Origin of the sequence: Pseudaquabacterium pictum (assembly GCF_005403045.1) — a bacterium.
GTDB lineage: Bacteria > Pseudomonadota > Gammaproteobacteria > Burkholderiales > Burkholderiaceae_C > Pseudaquabacterium > Pseudaquabacterium pictum.
The window spans coordinates 88,058-105,211 of sequence record NZ_BJCL01000002.1 but is presented as its reverse complement, the minus strand read 5'-3'; the positions used below and the strand labels follow the sequence as shown (position 1 = coordinate 105,211).

Sequence of the window (17,154 nt, the reverse complement as noted above, 5' to 3'; positions counted from 1 at the left end):
GAGAACCACCATGACCCTGCAAATCCGCAACATCGCCATCATTGCGCACGTCGACCACGGCAAGACCACGATGGTCGACCAGCTGCTGCGCCAGAGCGGCACCTTCGCCGAACACGAGAAGGTGGTCGACACCGTGATGGACAGCAATGCCATCGAGCGCGAGCGCGGCATCACCATCCTGGCCAAGAACTGCGCCGTCAGCTGGGAAGGCACCCACATCAACATCGTCGACACCCCCGGCCACGCCGACTTCGGTGGCGAGGTGGAGCGGGCGCTGTCGATGGTCGACGGCGTGCTGCTGCTGATCGACGCCCAGGAAGGCCCGATGCCGCAGACCCGCTTCGTCACCAAGAAGGCGCTGGCCCTGGGCCTGAAGCCGATCGTGGTGGTGAACAAGGTCGACAAGCCCGGCGCCAAGCCCGATGCGGTGATCAACGCCGCCTTCGATCTGTTCGACAAGCTCGGCGCCAACGACGAGCAGCTGGACTTCCCGGTGGTCTATGCCTCGGGCATCAACGGCTGGTCCAGCCTGGAAGAGGGTGCGCCCGGTGAGCAGTGGGGCCCCGACATGTCGGCCCTGTTCAACACCATCCTCAAGCATGTGCCGGCCCAGAAGGGCGACCCGGCCGCGCCGCTGCAGCTGCAGATCTCGGCGCTGGACTACTCCACCTTCGTCGGCCGCATCGGCGTGGGCCGCATCAGCAACGGCACCATCAAGCCCGGCATGAACGTGGCCGTGATGGAAGGCCCGGACGGCAAGACCATCAGCGGGCGCATCAACCAGGTGCTGACCTTCCAGGGCCTGGACCGCGTGCAGGTGACCGAAGCCGGCCCCGGCGAGATCGTGCTGATCAACGGCATCGAGGACATCGGCATCGGCGTGACGGTGACCGACCCGGCCAACCCGGCGCCGCTGCCGATGCTGAAGGTCGACGAGCCGACGCTGACGATGAACTTCTGCGTCAACACCAGCCCGCTGGCCGGCCGCGAAGGCAAGTACGTCACCAGCCGCCAGATCTGGGACCGGCTGCAGAAGGAACTGCAGAGCAACGTGGCGCTGCGGGTGTCGGAGACCGATGAAGACGGTATCTTCGAGGTGATGGGCCGCGGTGAACTGCACCTGACCATCCTGCTGGAGAACATGCGCCGCGAGGGCTACGAGCTGGCGGTGAGCAAGCCGCGCGTGGTGTTCCGCACCATCGACGGCGAGAAGCATGAACCCATCGAGCTGGTGACCGCCGACGTGGAGGAAACCCACCAGGGCGGCGTGATGCAGGCCCTGGGCGAGCGCAAGGGCGAGCTGGTGAACATGGAGCCGGACGGCCGCGGCCGCGTGCGCCTGGAGTACCGCATCCCGGCACGGGGCCTGATCGGCTTCACCAACGAGTTCCTGAACCTCACGCGTGGCTCGGGCCTGATCAGCAACATCTTCGACGGCTACGAGCCGCACAAGGGCGAGATCGCCGGCCGCAAGAACGGCGTGCTGATCAGCATGGACGCCGGCGAGATCTTCACCTATGCGCTGGGCAAGCTGGATGACCGCGGCCGCATGTTCGTCAAGGCCAATGATCCGGTCTACGAGGGCATGATCGTCGGCATCCACAACCGCGAGAACGACCTGGTGGTCAACGCCACCCGCACGAAGCAGCTGACCAACTTCCGCGTCAGCGGCAAGGAAGACGCGATCAAGATCACGCCGCCGATCGAGCTGACGCTGGAGTACGGCGTCGAGTTCATCGAGGACGACGAGCTGGTCGAGATCACGCCCAAGTCGGTGCGGGTGCGCAAGCGCCACCTGTCCGAGCACGAGCGCAAGCGGGCCTCGCGCGAAGCAGCATGACCCACGGCAGGGCCGTGTCGCTGATGCTCCTCGTCACCCTGATGTGGAGCACGGCGGGGGTGGTCACGCGGCACCTGGAAAGTGCGCAGAGCTGGGAGGTGACCTTCTGGCGCAGCGGCTTCAACGCCCTGGCGCTGGTGGTGGCGCTGCTGTGGCTGCGCGGGCCGCGGCTGTGGGCCGACATCCGCCACGGCGGTGCGGCGCTGTGGGTGTCGGGCCTGTGCTGGATGGTGATGTACACCAACTTCATGCTGGCCATCACCCTGACCACCGTGGCCACGGTGCTGATCACGATGTCGATCGCGCCGCTGCTGACCGCGCTGTTCGCCCGCGTCTTCCTGCGCCATGCGCTGCCGGTGCGCACCTGGGCGGCCATCGGCGTGGCCGGTGCGGGCATCGCCTGGATGTTCGGCCAGCAGGCCCTGGCGCCGGGCGCGTCGATGACAGGCGCCCTGGTGGCGCTGGGCGTGCCGATCGCCGGTGCCACCAACTGGGTGCTGCTGCAGCATCTTCACCAGCGGCATGCCGCCGACCCGTCGGTGAAAGCGCCCGACATGCTGCCCGCGGTGCTGATCGGCGCCACGCTGTCGGCGGCGGTCACGCTGCCGATGGCGCTGCCGTTCGCCGCCACCGGGCATGACCTGGCGCTGCTGGCCGGCCTGGGCGTGTTCCAGCTGGCCATCCCGTGCCTGCTGGCGGTGGCGCTCACCCGCGTGCTGCCGGCGCCCGAGATCTCGCTGCTGGCCCTGCTGGAGGTGGTGTTCGGCGTGCTGCTGGCCTGGGTGGGCGCGGGCGAGGCGCCAGGCGCCAATGCGCTGGCCGGCGGCGCGCTGGTGGTGGGGGCGCTGCTCTTCAACGAGTGGCTGGCGCTGCGCGAACGGCGCGGCAGCACCGCGCTGGGGCAACCGGCGTGACCAGCAGCCGCCTCGCGCTGTTCGCGCTGCTGGTGGCCGACCACGACGACGCCATCGATTTCTTCACCCGCGCGCTGCGCTTCCGGCTGGTGGAGGACACCGACCAGGGTGGCGGCAAGCGCTGGGTGGTGGTGGCGCCGCCGGGCGGGCAGGGCGGCGCGCTGCTGCTGGCACGGGCAGTCACTGAACGCCAGCGCGCCCAGGTGGGTGAGCAGTTCGGCGGCCGCGTCGGGCTGTTTCTCGAGACCGACGACTTCGCCGCCCAGCATGCCCACATGCTGGCCCACGGCGTGCGCTTTGCCGAGGCACCACGCCACGAGGCCTACGGCACGGTGGCGGTGTTCGAAGACCTCTGCGGCAACCGCTGGGACCTGATCCAGCGCCGGCTGGCGGGTTTACGCCACGCGGGCGGAATTGCCGCCCGTTGCCGGCACTCCTGCGGGGTTTGGCGCCCGGCGCGCTCGGGATACTGGGGCCATCCCAGCCCGCCGAGCCGCCCGCCATGCGCCGACCCGACACCAGCCCGCTGATCGCCGACCGTGCCGAATTCGTCGATGCCCTGGGCCAGCTGCTGCGCGGCCATGTGCTGGTGCGGGTGAGCGATGCCTCCTGGGGTTGCCAGCTCAACGGCGCGCCGCTGCGCTGGTCGTTCCACACGCTGCTGCATTTCGGTTTGATCGCCCGCTACGACAACCCGTCGGGCTTCCAGGGCGTCGACTATTACCGCATCACCGACAGCGGCCGCTGGTTCGCCCGCCAGGCGCTCGCGGTCTGGCACAGCATGCCGCTGTGGCAGCGCACGCTGGTGCGGCTGACCGGCTGAGCCAGCGCCCGCCGCCGGGTGAAACCCCGGGGCGCGGCCGCCCGGCCGCAGGGCTAGCATGGCCCGCACCATGAAGCAGCTCTCCGGCCTGGACGCCACCTTCCTCCACCTCGAGACGCCCGAGATGCCGATGCATGTCGGCGCCCTGCATGTCTTCGAGATCCCGCCCGGCCAGACCGGCAAGTTCGTCACCCGGCTGCGTGCCCACATCGCCAGCCGGCTGCCGGCCGCGCCGGTGCTGCGCCGCCGGCTGTGGTGGATGCCGCTGAACCTGGCCAACCCGGCCTGGGTGGATGCCGAGCCCGACCTGAAGCAGCACATCGTCGAGATCAAGCTGCCGCCGTCGGCGAAGCTGGGCGACGGTCAGGCGGCGCTGGAAGAGGCCGTCTCGCAGCTGCATCCGGTGCTGCTCGACCGCAAACGGCCGCTGTGGAAGATGCATGTGCTCGAAGGCCTGGCCAATGCGCCTGACGGCAGCCGCCGCGTCGGCCTGTACACCCAGTTCCACCATGCGGCGGTGGATGGCCAGGCGGCGGTGGCGCTGGCCCAGGTCATCCTCGATCTGCAGGCCGCCGGGCGGGATCTCGCGATCCGGCCGAGCAGCCGCAGCAAGGTGTTCCAGCTCGGCTGGCAGGAAATGCTGCGCGGCGCGATTGCCAACGAGGCGAGCCAGGTGGCGCAGATCGTCAAGCAGCTGCCCGGTACCGCCAAGGCGCTGGCCGGGGCGGCCGGCGCGGCGCTGCAGCGCACCCAGCTGCTGGCCGGTGACCAGGCCACGCCGTCGAACCTGACGCTGGCGCCGCGCACCGTGCTGAACCAGAGCGTCGGCCCGGGCCGCGCCTTCGCCGCCATCAGCCTGCCGCTGGACCGGCTGAAGGCCAGCGCCCGCACCCACGAGGCCACGCTCAACGACATCGTGCTGCTGCTGTGCAGCACCGCACTGCGGCGCTGGCTGGGTCAGCACGGCGGCGTGCCGCGCAAGAGCCTGGTGGCGGCGGTGCCGATCTCGCTGCGCGCCAAGGGCGACACCAGCTCGGACAACCAGGCCTCGATGAGCCTGGTCAGCCTGGGCACCCAGGTGGCCGACCTGCGCAAGCGCCTGGCCCACATCAAGCAGGCCACCAGCGCGATGAAGGCCACGGTGGGCGGCCTGAAGAGCGTGCTGCCGACCGACTTCCCGTCGATCGGCGTGCCCTGGCTGATGGAGGCGCTGACCGCGCTGTACGGCAAGGCGAAGGTGGCCGACCGCATCCCCCAGGTGGCCAACCTGGTGATCAGCAACGTGCCCGGGCCACCGGTGCCGCTGTTCATGGCGGGCGCGCGGATGACGGCCAACTTCCCCACCAGCATCGTGGTGCACGGCATGGCCCTGAACATCACGGTGCAGAGCTACGACCAGCAGATGGATTTCGGCCTGATGGCCGACGCCGCCGCCATGCCCGATGTGCGCACCCTGGCCGATGCGCTGCGCGTGGCCTTCGACGACCTGTGCCTGCTCGATGACGAGCTGAACGCCCCGCCCACGCTGGCCGACACCGGCCTGGCGGTGGCGGCCCAGGCCGGCAAGCGGGTGCAGGGCGGCCTCAGCAGCATGGGCGGCAAGGTGGGCAGCCTGGTCGGTGGGATGGTGGGCAGCGTGGTCAAGCGGGCGGTGCAGGGCGCCGTCAGTGGCGCGGTGAAGCCGGCTGCCAAGCCCGCGCCGGCTGCCCGCAAGGCCCTGGCCAAGGCCGCAGGAAAGCGCCCCCGTACCATCAAGGCATGAAACTCCAAGCGAACGGCCTGCAGATCGAGGTGGATGTGCAGGGCCCCGCCGGCGGCGAGCCGGTGCTGCTGATCATGGGCCTGGGCATGCAGCTGGTGGCCTGGCCGGAAGAACTGGTGGCCGAGCTGGTGGCGCGCGGCTTCCGCGTCATCCGCTTCGACAACCGCGACATCGGCCTCAGCCAGGGGCACGACCACCTGGGCATGCCGCGCATGGTGGGCGCGATGCTGCGCTACACCCTGCGCCTGCCGGTGCCCTCGCCCTACACCCTGCGCGACATGGCCGACGATGCCGCCGGCGTGCTGACCGCGCTGGGCATCCCCGCCGCGCATGTCTGCGGCGCGTCGATGGGCGGCATGATCGCCCAGCAGATGGCCCTGCGCCACCCGCAGCAGGTGAAGAGCCTGACGCTGATCATGACCACCAGCGGCGCCCGCCATCTGCCCCAGCCCAGCCTGCGGGTGCGCCAGGCGCTGCTGGCCCGGCCGCGCAGCACCGCGGTGGCCGATGTGGTGGCCCACATGGAAGGCCTGGTGCACACCATCGGCAGCCCCGGCTACCGGCCCGAGCCGGCCCGCCTGCGCGAGCGGCTGGAAGCCTCTGTGCGCCGCGCCTACCGGCCTGCCGGCACGGCGCGCCAGCTGCTGGCCATCGTGGCCGATGGCGACCGCACGCCGCTGCTGCGGCAGATCCGCCACCCGACCCGGGTGATCCATGGCGCCGACGACCCGCTGGTGCCACCGGCCGCCGGCCAGCACCTGGCCAGCCTGATCCCCGGCGCCACGCTGGACCTGGTGCCCGGCATGGGCCACGACCTGCCGCTGCCGCTGCTGCCGCGCATCGCCGACGGCATTGCCACCGCCGCCGGGCGCGCCTAGCCCTGGGGTCGGCGCCGGCCCCACCACTTCCGCAGCTCGCTCCCCCACAGCGTGCCGCTGGCCAAGGCCCCGCACAGCGCCCACTGCGCCGGCGCCATCGGCACCGTGCCGAAGGCCTGGTTCAGCCAGGGCAGGTGCACCACCGCCACCTGCAGCAGCACCCCCAGCGCCAGTGACGCCCACAGCCAGCGGTTGTGGCTGAAGCCGGCCTGCAGCGCGCTGGCCGTGGCGCTGCGGCAGGCCAGGGCGTTGAACAGCTGGCTCAGCACCAGGGTGGTGAAGGCGGCGGTGCGGGCCAGGTCGATGCTGCCGCTGCCGGCGATCAGCCCGCCGGGCAGGCAGGCGTCCAGCGCCAGCAGGGTCAGTGCGGCCATCAGCCCGCCACCGCGCAGCACCGCCCAGGCCAGCGGCGCATCCAGCAACCGGGCCTGGCGCGGGCGCGGCGGGCGCTGCATCACGGCCGGGTCCACCGGCTCCACGCCCAGGGCCAGGGCCGGGCCGCTGTCGGTGATCAGGTTGATCCACAGCACCTGCGTGGCCAGCAGCGGCAGCACCAGGGCGCCACCGGGTGCGCCCAGGCCCAGCAGGCCGGCCCCCAGCACGCCGCCCAGCACCACCAGCACCTCGCCCAGGTTCGACGACAGCAGGTAGTGCAGCGTCTTGCGCAGGTTGTCGAACACGCCGCGGCCCTCGCGCACCGCGTGCACCAGGGTGGCCAGGTTGTCGTCGGCCAGCACCATGCGCGCCGCCTGGCGGCTGACTTCGGTGCCGGCCAGGCCCATGGCCACGCCGATGTCGGCCGCGCGCAGGGCCGGCGCGTCGTTGACGCCATCGCCGGTCATCGCCACCACCGCGCCGCCGGCCTGCAGGGCCTGCACCAGGCGCAGCTTCTGCGCCGGCGCCACGCGGGCATAGACGCCGGTGCCGGCGCTGGCGGCGGCCAGCGCGGCATCGTCCATCGCGCCGATCTGCGGGCCGGTGAGGGCGGCCGCGCCCGGCGGCACCAGGCCCAGGTCGGTGGCGATGCGCAGCGCCGTGGCCGGGTGGTCGCCGGTGATCATCACCACCCGGATGCCGGCCTGCTGCGCCTGGGCGATGGCGGCGGCGGCCTCGGGCCGCGGCGGGTCCATCAGGCCCAGCAGGCCGCGCCAGGCCAGGCCCTGCTCCAGCGCGTCGGTGGGCGGGGCGGCGGCTTCGGCGGCCGTCAGGTCGCGCGTGGCCACCGCCAGGGTGCGCAGGGCCTGGCCCGACAGCGTGGCCGCCTCGGCCAGCAGCTGGTCGCGGATGGCGTCGTCCAGCGGCTGCAGCGCGGCGCCCACCCAGCGGTGGCTGCAGCGCGCCAGCACCACCGCCGGCGCACCCTTGCACACCAGCATGGCGGCATCGGCGCGCTGGTGGTCGTGCACCAGGGTGGCCATGCGCTGGCGCTCGGCGCTGAAGGCCAGCTCGCCGAAGCGGCTGTGGCGCTGCGCCGGCCAGCGGCGCGCGCCCAGCTTGGCATCGGCCACCACCAGGGCGGCCTCGGTGGGGTCGCCCTGGGCCAGCCAGGTGCCGGCGGCGCTGCGGTGCACGCTGGCATTGCAGGCCAGCACCGCGCAGCCCAGCAGGGCCGTCACCTCGTCGGTCAGCACGCCGGTGGGCAGCGGCTGGTCGTGCGCGTCGGGCAGCAGCACCTGGCCGCCGGGGCCATAGCCGGTGCCGCTGCAGCGGGCCGCGCCGCTGGCGGTGGCCAGGCGCAGCAGGGTCATCTCGCCGCGGGTCAGGGTGCCGGTCTTGTCGGTGGCGATGACCGAGGCGCAGCCCAGCGTCTCCACCGCCGCCAGCTGCCTGACCACCGCCCGGTGGCCGGCCATGCGCTGCACGCCCAGCGCCAGCAGCACGGTGACGATGGCGGCCAGCCCCTCGGGCACCGCCGCCACCGCCAGCGACACGCCCAGCAGCAGCAGCGGCAGCGCGTCGGCCAGACCGGCCGGTGGCGCCACCGCCGCCACGGCGGCCACCACCACCGCGGCCACCGCCAAGGCCGCCCAGCCCAGCCAGCGGCCCAGCCGCGCCACTTCCACCTGCAGCGGTGTGGGCGGCGGCGTGGTCTCGGCCAGCAGCCGGGCGATGGCGCCCATCGCGGTGCCCATGCCGGTGGCGGTGACCACCGCCAGGCCATGGCCCTGGACCACCGCCGTGCCCTGCCACACCATGTTGCTGCGGTCGGCCAGGGCCTGGGCGGCGGGCAGCGTGGCGCTGCGCTTGGCCACCACCGTGCTCTCGCCGGTGAGCGCAGCCTCCAGCAGGCCCAGGCTGCTGGCGCGCAGCAGGCGGGCATCGGCGGCCACGGCATCGCCTTCGGCCAGCACCAGCAGGTCGCCGCGCACCAGGCTGGCCGCCGGCACCCGCAGCAGCTGGCCACCGCGGCGCACGCTCGCCTGGGCCGCACTCAGCCGGGCCAGGGCAGTCACCGCCTGGTCGGCGCGCGCCTGCTGCCAGGCCCCGATGCCGGTGTTCAGCAGCAGCACGGCAGTGATCACCACGCTGTCGATCGGCGCCCCCGCCGCGCCTTGCAGCCACCACACGCCCAGCGACAGCGCCGCCGCACCGGCCAGCAGCAGCGACAGCGGCTCCGCCAGCGGCGCCAGCAGCCTGCGCCAGGGTGCGGGCGGCGCCGCCCGGTGGAGCTGGTTGGGGCCGTCGGCAGCCAAGCGGCGGGCCGCCTCGGTGGTGCCCAGGCCCTGGCTGGTGTCACAGCCCTGCCGGCGGGCGACATCGGCGGCCTCCTGCAGGCTGTGGTCGTCGGCGGGGAAGGTGGCGGGCTGGACGGGCACGCTGGGCTTGTAGCCCGGCCGCGGCGCCTGGTCTGTGCGGTGGGGGCGGTGTTCTCCAGCGCACAGACGGCCGCGCGGCGGGCCGGCAGCCTGTGCGCACCTCCACCTTTCTGCACCGAGACCCCGCCATGAAGACCGATGCGCAGCTGGCCCAGGACGTCACCGACGAGCTGGAGTGGGAGCCGGCCTTGCAGGCCGGGCCGATCCGGGTGCAGGCCCGCGCCGGCGTGGTCACCCTCAGCGGCGAGTTGCCGAATCCGGCCGAGCGCTGGATCGCCGAGCGCGCCGCCCGCCGCGTGGCCGGCGTGCAGCAGCTGGCGCTGGCGCTGACGGTGCGCCCGCCGGCCAGCGGCCCGCGTGCCGACAGCGACATCGCCCACGATGCCCGCAACGTGCTGGCCTGGCTGGTGGGGCCGCCGGTGCCCACGGTGCAGGTGGCGGTGTTGCGCGGCTGCATCACGCTGGGCGGCCAGGTGGCCTGGCCCTGGCAGAAGCCGGTGATCCTGGATGCGATGCGCCTGCTGCCCGGCGTGCAGGGCCTGACCGATGCGATGCGGGTGTTGCCCGGCCCGCCGCTGTCGGCACCGCCGCCGCCGGACAGCCGGCCGATCGAGGCGGCGCTGCGTCGCCGCATCGCCAGCGGCCCGCTGCGGGTGCTGGTGGAGGGCAGCGGCGTCACCCTCTGCGGCCAGATCCGCACGCCGGCCGAGCGGGCCCTGGCCCACCATGCGGCCTGGGGCACGCCCGGTGTGCGCGCGGTGCACGACCGCCTGCAGCTGATCGGCTGAGCCGCATGGCCCGCCTGCCTGCCGCGCCCGCGGCCGACGCGCAGGCCCCCGAGCACCACCACACCCAGCGCGTGGGCTGGCTGCGGGCGGCGGTGCTGGGCGCCAATGACGGCATCGTGTCCACCGCCAGCCTGGTGCTGGGCGTGGCCGCCGCCAACGCCGACAGCCACAGCGTGCTGCTGACCGGCGTGGCTGGCCTGGTGGCGGGCGCCATGTCGATGGCCGCCGGTGAATACGTGTCGGTGCATGCCCAGGCCGACACCGAGCAGGCCGACCTGGGCCGCGAGCGTGCCGAGCTGCAGCGCAGCCCTGCCAGCGAGCTGCAGGAACTGGCGGCGCTCTACCAGGCCCGCGGCCTGCAGCCGGCACTCGCGCTGCAGGTGGCCGGGCAGCTGACGGCCACCGATGCGCTGGCCGCCCATGCCCGTGACGAGCTGGGCATCAGCAGCACGCAGGCGGCGCAGCCGCTGCAGGCGGCCTGGGCCTCGGCGGCGGCCTTCTCGGTGGGCGCGGCGCTGCCGCTGCTGGTGACCTTGGCCGCGGGCAACCGCACCAGCCTGATGGTCTGGCTGGCCGCCACCGCGCTGCTGGCGCTGGCCGGGCTGGGTGCCCTGTCGGCCTGGGCCGGCGGCGCAGCGCTGTGGCCGGGCGTGTGGCGGGTCAGCTTCTGGGGTGCGCTGGCGATGGCGTTGACCACCGTGGTGGGCCGGCAGTTCGGCGCTGGTTGACCACGCCGCATGACGGCGCGGCGTGGCAGCATCGGGGCCGTCGCCACCACAGGCCGGCCGCGCCGGCGCCCGCCATGCCCCACCTGCTGCACACCGACGCCGAACTGCGCCAGCTTTATGCCCAGCCGATGGAGCGCGCCGTGCGCAAGGAGATTCCGGCGCTGGACGTGCATTGCCGGCGCTTCATCGCGTTGTCGCCGTTCCTGGTGCTGTCCACCGGCAGCGCCGACCACCAGCTCGATGCCTCGCCGCGCGGCGGCGCCCCCGGCTTCGTCCAGGTGCCCGATGACCACACCTTGCTGCTGCCCGACGCACCGGGCAACAACCGGCTGGACTCGCTGCAGAACATCCTGGCCACCGGGCAGGTGGGGCTGCTGTTCATGGTGCCCGGCGTTGACGAGACGCTGCGCGTCAACGGCCGCGCCGTGCTGTCCACCGACCCCGCCGACATCGCCGCCTGCGACGACGGCAGGCGCGCGCCCAAGCTGGTGCTGCGGGTGACCGTGCAGGCCGCCTACCTGCACTGTGCCAAGGCCTTCATGCGCAGCCGGCTGTGGGACCCGGCGGCCCGGGTCGAGCGCAGCGTGCTGCCCACCATCGGCCAGATGATCGCCGACCAGACCGGCCTGCAGGTGGCTCCCGAATCGCAGGAGCAGATGGTGCGCCGCTACGCGGCCGACTTGTAGCCGCAGGCAGGGCGCGGTCGCGGTGCGCTGGCGCACCGACACCGGCACGCTGGTCGCGCATCGTGGGGGCATTGCGCCGTGACGCCGGCGCGCCACCCAACGAGGACTGCCGTGCCGCCTGCCCTGATCGCCCGCCCCGCCTTCCATTCCGCGCCGCGGGCCGGCGTTGCCACGGCGCTGGTGGTGCTGGCGTTCGCCGCGTTGCTGGGCGCCTGCAGCAAGTCGGCACCCGAGCCGGTGGCCGCTGTGCAGCCGTCGACGGTCAGCGACGGCGAAGTCACCGCCGCGGTGCGCAGCCTGCTGGACGGCGATGCCCAGACCAAGGCCTTCGCGATCACCGTGTCCACCAGCGCCGGCGAGGTCAGCCTGAACGGCACCCTGGACACCCAGGTGCAGATCGACCATGCCCTGGCCCTCACCCGTGCCACCGCCGGCGTGCGCAGCGTCAAGGACGGGCTGGTGCTGAAGCCATCGTGACCCGCCGCTCGGCCCGGGCGCCACGCCCGCTGGTGCTGGCAACGGCTGCGGTGCTGGCGGTGGTGTCGCTGGTCCTGGTGGCCCGGCAGCGCCGCTCGCAGGCCGAGCAGCGGACGCTGGAGGCCGAGGTGGCGCTGCGCACCGGCGAACTGGTGGCCCTGACCCAGCACCTGCAGACCGCCCGCGAGGACGAGCGCGCCCGCCTGGCGCGCGACCTGCACGACGAGCTGGGCGCACTGCTCACCGCCGCCAAGCTGGACGCCGCCCGCATCCGCAGCCGCCTGGCCGGCCAGGCGCCGGAGGCGCTGGAGCGCCTGGCCCACCTGGTGGCCTCGCTCGACAGCGTGATCGCGCTCAAGCGCAGCATCAGCGAGAACCTGCATCCCTCATCGCTGCACCAACTGGGCCTGGTGCCGACGCTGGAGAACCTGGCGGCCGAGTTTTCGCAGGCCGCCGACATCCCGGTGCACTGCAGCCTGCAGCCGGTGCAGCTGCCGCCCACGGCCGAGCTGATGGTGTTCCGCCTGGTGCAGGAGTCGATCACCAACATCAGCAAGTACGCCCATGCCAGCCAGGTGTGGCTGGCCCTGCACCAGGCCGGCGGCCAGGTGCGGCTGGAGGTGCGCGACGACGGTGTGGGCTTCGACCCCGGCCTGCTGCCGCGCAGCGCCTGCGGCCTGGTGGGCATGCGCTACCGGGTGCAGGCCGAGCATGGCAGCCTGCACCTGGCCAGCGCGCCCGGGCGGGGCACGCGCATCGAGGTGCGTCTGCCGGCCGCGCAGCTATCTTGCTAGGGCCATGGCCGATTGGGCGGGCGCGGTGTCGGCGCCGTCCTACGCCTGCGCGGGCAGGCTGCCGCTACAGCGCGGACCCGGGTCCGCCCACACTGGAGGCACCGATGCAGCCACCGGCTGCCCACCCTGGAGACCCACCATGCTGCACTACGCCGTCGTCTTTCTCGTCATCGCCCTGATCGCCGCCGTCTTCGGCTTCGGTGGCATTGCCACCAGCGCGGTGGGCATCGCCAAGATCCTGTTCTTCGTGTTCGTGGTCCTGGCCGTGCTGAGCTTCCTGTTCGGCCTGGTGCGCCGGCCATGAACCAGCCCCTCGCTTCCATCCTCCACACCCTGAAAGGCAACACCATGACCGAACTGAACACGCCCGCGTCCGCCGCCAACATGATCGACCGCGCCACCCAGCGCAGCGACGCCGCCATCCAGGCCGGCACCGAAGCCGCCCACCAGGCGCTGGAGGGTCTGTCGCAGTCGGCCCGTCAACTGCAGGCCGATGCCGGCCACCTGAGCCAGCGCGGCCTGGACGCCCTGCGCGACGGCACCCGCGACCTGCGCATCAGCGCCCGCCGCGCCGGCGAGCGCACCGTGGGCTACATCCACGACGAGCCGGTCAAGTCGATGCTGTTCGCAGCGGCGGCCGGTGCCGCGGTGATGGCGCTGTTGAGCCTGGCCGGCCGCTCGCACCGCTGAGCGCGGCGCAGGACCGCTGACCTGCCTCAGGCCCGCAGCGCCTGGTCCGCCAGGTGCTTCATGCCCGCAGCGCCTGGTCCGCCAGGTGCTTCATGCCAGCAGCGCCTGGTAAGCCAGGTGCTGCCGGGCATAGCAGGGGCAGGCGGCCTGCTCCAGGCCGGCACGGTCGAGCACCGTGACCCGGCCGCGGTGGTAGGCGATCAGGCCGAGGCGCTGCAGTTCGCCTGCCGCGACTGTCACGCCCACCCGGCGCACGCCCAGCATGCAGGCCAGGAACTCATGCGTCACCTGGAACTGGCTGGCATGCGCCCGGTCGGCGCTCATCAGCAGCCAGCGCGCCAGGCGCGGGCCGATCAGGTGGAAGCGCAGGCAGGCGGCCGACGAGGCCATTTGCGCCATCACCACGTACACATAGCGGTGCAGCGTCTGCCGCAGGGCGGCGCTGCGCGCCAACTCGCGCACCAGCGCAGCCGCGGGCAGGCGCCAGGCCTGGCCGGCGCCCTGCACCAGGGCCTGCAGCGGCGACACCGCCACCCCCAGCACCAGCGCAGCGCCGAACAGGCCCTCCCGCCCGACCATGCCCACCTCCAGGCTGGGGTGGTCCTCGATGCGGGTGAGCAGGGAGATGAAGCCATCGACCGGGAAGTAGGCAAAGGGCAGCGGCACGCCGGCTTCGCAAAGCACATCGCCCAGGTGCAGCTGCACGCTCTCGCAGCGCCCCAGCAGGCGCTCGAGGTCGGCGGCCGGCAGCAGTTCAAGCAGGTGGTTCTGGTCAGGGGCCAAGGGGTGCTCCGCAGGTGGGCCGCCACGGGTGGGGCCCGTGGCATGCAAGCCGGACAGTCTGGGCAGCACGGTGGCGCCGGTCTGTGCCCTGTCGAACACAGGCGGCGCCCGGTCGCTCACATGGCCTGGCGCTCCGGCAGCAGCCGCTCGTATTCCTTCTTGACCACGGCATAGCACTCGCAGGTGCGCTCGGCCAGGCCGGGCCGGTCGAGCACGGTGATGTGGCCACGGGCATAGCGGATCAGGCCCAGCTTCTGCAGCTTCAGCGCCGCCTCGGTCACGCCCTCGCGGCGCACGCCCAGCATGTTGGCGATCAGCTCCTGCGTCATCACCAGCTCGTTGCCGGGCAGGCGGTCCAGGCTCAGCAGCAGCCAGCGGCACAGCTGCTGGTCCAGGCTGTGGTGGCGGTTGCACACCGCCGTCTGCGCCATCTGGGTGATCAGCGCCTGGGTGTAGCGCAGCAGCAGGTGCATCACCGGATGGGAGCGGTTGAACTCGTCCTTGATGGCGGCGGCGCGCAGGCGGAAGCCCTCGCCGGCGCTCTGCACCACGCCGCGGCTGGGGGTGGATTCACCGCCCATGAACAGCGAGATGCCGACCACGCCCTCATGCCCCACCACCGCGATCTCGGCCGAGGCGCCGTTTTCCATCACGTACAGCAGCGACACGATGGCGGTGGTGGGAAACACCACATGGCTAAGTGACCGGCCGGACTCATAGACCACCTGGCCCAGCGGCATGGTCACCCGCTCCAGCTGCGGCAGCCAGCGCTCCCATTCGGTGGGGGGCAGGGCGGCCAGCAGCTGGTTGTCCTTCGGTTCGGTCTTGGGTGTCATGGGCGGGCCTCCGGTGGGGCGCTGCAGGGCAGCGCGGGGGCATGGCGCGGCGTGCTGGCGCGCATGCGGCGTTCACCGGTGCCAGCACCGGAGGGTGGCCGGATCATAGGCATGCGACGGTGCGCCGACTGTGCGGCACCGCACCGACCGACCCGGGCGCGGCGGTTAGCTTGGGCCACGGCCTGCGGGGCCGGCCCGGCCCGGGCCGGATGCGCCGGCCGACAGGATGCGCATGGGTCTGCTCTCGCTGGAACACAGTCCCACGGTCTACTGGGCCGACTTCGCCTGGCATGCCGCGCTGGCCCTGGGGCTGGCGGTGGCGGTGGGGGCCGGGATGCCTGCCACCCCGGTGGCCACCGGCCTGGGCCCCGCCCTGGCCCTGGCGGCCGCCGGTGCCGCGGCCTGGACCCTGGCGGAGTACCTGCTGCACCGTTTCGTGCTGCACGGCCTGCCACCGTTCAAGGCCTGGCATGTGCTGCACCACCAGCGGCCGCGGGCGCTGATCTGCGGTCCCACGCTGCTGAGCAGCACGCTGATCGGCGGGCTGGTGTTCGTGCCGGCCTGGTGGCTGCTGGGCGCGGCCCATGCCCAGGCGCTGACCCTGGGGCTGGTGCTGGGCTACCTGGCCTATGGCGTGGTGCACCACGGCGCCCACCACGGCGGTGGTGGCGCCTGGATGCGGGCGCGGCGCCGCTGGCATGCGCTGCACCACCATGCGCCCGCGCCCGGCGGCTATGGCGTCAGCACCGGCCTGTGGGACCACGTGTTCGCCACCGTACCGACACCCGGATGCCGCCGCCCTACAACCGGCACCTTGCCGGCGGCCGGGCCCTGAGCCCCGCCGCCTGCCCACCGAGCACCCGAAGGATCGCCATGCGCCACACCTCCACACCCCAGCGCCCGCCGCTGCACCGCCTGCTGCCGCTGGCCCTGCTGGGCGGCATGCTGGCCAGCCCGGTCAGCGCGCAGGACCCTGGCGCCTACTACGTCGGCCTGGGCGTCGGCCAGACCCGCGGCGGGCTGGACGCACTGCGCATCGGCGACGGCGTGGTCGCGCCGGTGGCGGGCGGCTTCAGCAGCCAGACCGTCACCACCGACAACCGCGATGTCGGCTACAAGGTGTTCGGCGGCTACCAGATGACCCCCTGGCTGGGCATGGAACTGGGCTACTTCCACCTGGGCAAGCAGCGCTTCACCACCACCACGGTGCCGGCCGGCCAGCTCAACGGCCAGCTGCGCTCGCAGGGCGTGAACCTGGACCTGGTGGGCACGGTGCCGGTCAGCGGCAACCTGTCGGCCCTGCTGCGCGCCGGCGTGGCCTATGCCCGCACCCGTGACCAGTTCAGCGGCAGCGGCGCGGTGGTGGTGACCAACCCCACCCCCAGCGATCGCAGTGCCAACCTGAAGCTGGGCGTGGGCCTGCAGTACGCCTTCAGCCCGTCGGTGCTGCTGCGCGGCGAGGCCGAGCGCTACCGCAACAGCGACGCGGTGGGCGGGCATGGCCATGTCAACCTGTTCTCGGTCAGCCTGGTCTTCCCGTTCGGCGGTGCCCCGGCCACCATGCGCCGCACCGCGGCACCGATGCCGATGCCCATGCCGATGGCCGCTGCGCCCATGCCCCCGCCGGCGCCGATGCCCGCCGCCATGCCGGCGCCCGCGCCGGTGGTGGCGGTGGTGGTGCCGCCGCCGGCCGTGCCGCGGCGCATCAGCCTCAGCACCGAGTCGCTGTTCGGCTTCGACGCTGCGCAGGTGCAGCCGGCCGGCCAGACCGCGCTGGACAGCTTCAGCGCCGAGCTGGCGGGCGCCAGCTACAGCAGCATCCAGATCGAGGGCCACACCGACCGGCTGGGCAGCAGCGCCTACAACCAGGCCTTGTCGCTGCAGCGCGCCGAGGCGGTGAAGGCCTATCTGGTGACGCATGGCAAGCTCGATCCGGCCAAGCTGCAGGCGGTGGGCAAGGGCGAGACCATGCCGGTCACCGATGCCGCCACCTGCCCCGGCCAGCGCCAGAGCAGCGCGCTGATCGCCTGCCTGCAGCCCGACCGCCGCGTGGTGATCGACGTGGCCGGCAGCCGTTGACGCGGGGGCACGCCATGACCACCCCACCGCACAACGGCCTGCACTGGAGCACCGCCGCCTTCGGCGACAGCACCGACACCGCGCCCGGCGAGCTCTGCGCCCTGGACCAGCACCTGCAGCATTGCCAGGCCGGCCACCGCCGGCTGCGCGCCCTGGGCCGCGGCGCCGAGGGCCTGCACGGCTTCGTGGCGCCGCGCTTCATCACCACGCTGGCCCTGCTGGCCGCGGCCGCTGCGCTGGTGCTGGTGCTGTTCTAGGCC

At 73.1% G+C, this 17,154-nt stretch carries 19 protein-coding genes; 16 read left to right on the top strand and 3 right to left on the bottom strand.

The genetic code is table 11. The features are described 5' to 3' along the window. Nucleotides 1-10 precede the first annotated feature (10 nt). From typA to FFT10_RS04495, 6 genes are all read left to right on the top strand, one after another. Nucleotides 11-1,840, top strand: a complete 1,830-nt coding sequence (gene typA / locus FFT10_RS04520) for a translational GTPase TypA (protein WP_137731594.1) — start codon at nucleotides 11-13, stop codon at nucleotides 1,838-1,840. Then, nucleotides 1,837-2,754, top strand: a complete 918-nt coding sequence (locus FFT10_RS04515; RefSeq protein ID WP_137731593.1) for a DMT family transporter — start codon at nucleotides 1,837-1,839, stop codon at nucleotides 2,752-2,754. The genes typA and FFT10_RS04515 overlap by 4 nt, the downstream gene beginning before the upstream one ends. Next, entirely contained in the window at nucleotides 2,751-3,284 is a 534-nt protein-coding gene (locus FFT10_RS04510) for a VOC family protein (RefSeq protein WP_137731592.1), read from the top strand. Before FFT10_RS04515 ends, FFT10_RS04510 begins: the two co-directional genes overlap by 4 nt. Then, nucleotides 3,257-3,577 (top strand): hypothetical protein, encoded by a 321-nt coding sequence (locus tag FFT10_RS04505; RefSeq protein ID WP_137731591.1) that lies wholly within the window; start codon nucleotides 3,257-3,259, stop codon nucleotides 3,575-3,577. The genes FFT10_RS04510 and FFT10_RS04505 overlap by 28 nt, the downstream gene beginning before the upstream one ends. 70 nt (nucleotides 3,578-3,647) lie before the next feature. Further along, nucleotides 3,648-5,339, top strand: coding sequence for a wax ester/triacylglycerol synthase family O-acyltransferase (locus FFT10_RS04500; RefSeq protein WP_162520692.1), 1,692 nt, complete (start codon nucleotides 3,648-3,650; stop codon nucleotides 5,337-5,339). Continuing rightward, nucleotides 5,336-6,217 carry an alpha/beta fold hydrolase gene (locus FFT10_RS04495; protein ID WP_137731589.1) on the top strand — a complete coding sequence of 294 codons (882 nt, stop codon included), beginning with the start codon at nucleotides 5,336-5,338 and terminating at the stop codon, nucleotides 6,215-6,217. Before FFT10_RS04500 ends, FFT10_RS04495 begins: the two co-directional genes overlap by 4 nt. Here FFT10_RS04495 and FFT10_RS04490 read toward each other — a convergent pair. Continuing rightward, entirely contained in the window at nucleotides 6,214-9,033 is a 2,820-nt protein-coding gene (locus FFT10_RS04490; RefSeq protein WP_137731588.1) for a cation-translocating P-type ATPase, read from the bottom strand. The genes FFT10_RS04495 and FFT10_RS04490 overlap by 4 nt on opposite strands. Nucleotides 9,034-9,161: 128 nt before the next feature. Here FFT10_RS04490 and FFT10_RS04485 point away from each other — a divergent pair, with 128 nt between their 5' ends. From FFT10_RS04485 to FFT10_RS04455, 7 genes are all read left to right on the top strand, one after another. Beyond that, on the top strand, nucleotides 9,162-9,821 hold the full coding sequence (locus tag FFT10_RS04485) for a BON domain-containing protein (RefSeq protein WP_137731587.1): 660 nt from the start codon (nucleotides 9,162-9,164) through the stop codon (nucleotides 9,819-9,821). A 5-nt stretch (nucleotides 9,822-9,826) separates the two neighbouring features. Next, on the top strand, nucleotides 9,827-10,549 hold the full coding sequence (locus FFT10_RS04480) for a VIT1/CCC1 transporter family protein (RefSeq protein ID WP_137731586.1): 723 nt from the start codon (nucleotides 9,827-9,829) through the stop codon (nucleotides 10,547-10,549). Nucleotides 10,550-10,632: 83 nt separating this feature from the next. Next, nucleotides 10,633-11,235, top strand: coding sequence for a pyridoxamine 5'-phosphate oxidase family protein (locus FFT10_RS04475; protein WP_137732052.1), 603 nt, complete (start codon nucleotides 10,633-10,635; stop codon nucleotides 11,233-11,235). Between the two features lie 111 nt (nucleotides 11,236-11,346). Continuing rightward, complete coding sequence (locus FFT10_RS04470; RefSeq protein ID WP_162520691.1) at nucleotides 11,347-11,712, top strand: BON domain-containing protein; 366 nt, start codon at nucleotides 11,347-11,349, stop codon at nucleotides 11,710-11,712. Continuing rightward, nucleotides 11,709-12,506 (top strand): sensor histidine kinase, encoded by a 798-nt coding sequence (locus FFT10_RS04465; protein WP_137731584.1) that lies wholly within the window; start codon nucleotides 11,709-11,711, stop codon nucleotides 12,504-12,506. Before FFT10_RS04470 ends, FFT10_RS04465 begins: the two co-directional genes overlap by 4 nt. Before the next feature lie 139 nt (nucleotides 12,507-12,645). Next, nucleotides 12,646-12,810 (top strand): DUF1328 domain-containing protein, encoded by a 165-nt coding sequence (locus tag FFT10_RS04460; protein WP_137731583.1) that lies wholly within the window; start codon nucleotides 12,646-12,648, stop codon nucleotides 12,808-12,810. Between the two features lie 44 nt (nucleotides 12,811-12,854). Beyond that, nucleotides 12,855-13,196 carry a hypothetical protein gene (locus FFT10_RS04455; protein ID WP_137731582.1) on the top strand — a complete coding sequence of 114 codons (342 nt, stop codon included), beginning with the start codon at nucleotides 12,855-12,857 and terminating at the stop codon, nucleotides 13,194-13,196. A 90-nt stretch (nucleotides 13,197-13,286) separates the two neighbouring features. On the opposite strand, the gene FFT10_RS04450 is transcribed toward FFT10_RS04455, so the two are convergent. Then, nucleotides 13,287-13,979 (bottom strand): Crp/Fnr family transcriptional regulator, encoded by a 693-nt coding sequence (locus FFT10_RS04450; protein WP_137731581.1) that lies wholly within the window; start codon nucleotides 13,977-13,979, stop codon nucleotides 13,287-13,289. Nucleotides 13,980-14,095: 116 nt separating this feature from the next. Next, nucleotides 14,096-14,815: a Crp/Fnr family transcriptional regulator gene (locus FFT10_RS04445; RefSeq protein ID WP_137731580.1), complete on the bottom strand. Its 720-nt coding sequence runs from the start codon at nucleotides 14,813-14,815 to the stop codon at nucleotides 14,096-14,098. Nucleotides 14,816-15,047: 232 nt separating this feature from the next. Here FFT10_RS04445 and FFT10_RS04440 point away from each other — a divergent pair, with 232 nt between their 5' ends. From FFT10_RS04440 to FFT10_RS04430, 3 genes are read left to right on the top strand one after another with little or no spacing between them, the layout of a single operon-like run. Next, nucleotides 15,048-15,650: a sterol desaturase family protein gene (locus FFT10_RS04440; protein WP_162520690.1), complete on the top strand. Its 603-nt coding sequence runs from the start codon at nucleotides 15,048-15,050 to the stop codon at nucleotides 15,648-15,650. Nucleotides 15,651-15,688: 38 nt separating this feature from the next. Then, nucleotides 15,689-16,894 (top strand): OmpA family protein, encoded by a 1,206-nt coding sequence (locus FFT10_RS04435; RefSeq protein ID WP_162520689.1) that lies wholly within the window; start codon nucleotides 15,689-15,691, stop codon nucleotides 16,892-16,894. A gap of 14 nt (nucleotides 16,895-16,908) precedes the next feature. Continuing rightward, nucleotides 16,909-17,151: a hypothetical protein gene (locus FFT10_RS04430; RefSeq protein ID WP_137731577.1), complete on the top strand. Its 243-nt coding sequence runs from the start codon at nucleotides 16,909-16,911 to the stop codon at nucleotides 17,149-17,151. Nucleotides 17,152-17,154: the final 3 nt, after the last annotated feature.

Excerpts from the sequence above, each read along its gene's own strand:
- typA (WP_137731594.1), top strand. The coding sequence starts at position 11 with ATGACCCTGCAAATCCGCAACATCGCCATCATTGCGCACGTCGACCAC.
- FFT10_RS04515 (WP_137731593.1), top strand. The coding sequence starts at position 1,837 with ATGACCCACGGCAGGGCCGTGTCGCTGATGCTCCTCGTCACCCTGATG.
- FFT10_RS04505 (WP_137731591.1), top strand. The coding sequence starts at position 3,257 with ATGCGCCGACCCGACACCAGCCCGCTGATCGCCGACCGTGCCGAATTC.
- FFT10_RS04500 (WP_162520692.1), top strand. The coding sequence starts at position 3,648 with ATGAAGCAGCTCTCCGGCCTGGACGCCACCTTCCTCCACCTCGAGACG.
- FFT10_RS04495 (WP_137731589.1), top strand. The coding sequence starts at position 5,336 with ATGAAACTCCAAGCGAACGGCCTGCAGATCGAGGTGGATGTGCAGGGC.
- FFT10_RS04485 (WP_137731587.1), top strand. The coding sequence starts at position 9,162 with ATGAAGACCGATGCGCAGCTGGCCCAGGACGTCACCGACGAGCTGGAG.
- FFT10_RS04480 (WP_137731586.1), top strand. The coding sequence starts at position 9,827 with ATGGCCCGCCTGCCTGCCGCGCCCGCGGCCGACGCGCAGGCCCCCGAG.
- FFT10_RS04460 (WP_137731583.1), top strand. The coding sequence starts at position 12,646 with ATGCTGCACTACGCCGTCGTCTTTCTCGTCATCGCCCTGATCGCCGCC.
- FFT10_RS04455 (WP_137731582.1), top strand. The coding sequence starts at position 12,855 with ATGACCGAACTGAACACGCCCGCGTCCGCCGCCAACATGATCGACCGC.
- FFT10_RS04445 (WP_137731580.1), bottom strand. The coding sequence starts at position 14,815 with ATGACACCCAAGACCGAACCGAAGGACAACCAGCTGCTGGCCGCCCTG.
- FFT10_RS04440 (WP_162520690.1), top strand. The coding sequence starts at position 15,048 with ATGGGTCTGCTCTCGCTGGAACACAGTCCCACGGTCTACTGGGCCGAC.
- FFT10_RS04435 (WP_162520689.1), top strand. The coding sequence starts at position 15,689 with ATGCGCCACACCTCCACACCCCAGCGCCCGCCGCTGCACCGCCTGCTG.
- FFT10_RS04430 (WP_137731577.1), top strand. The coding sequence starts at position 16,909 with ATGACCACCCCACCGCACAACGGCCTGCACTGGAGCACCGCCGCCTTC.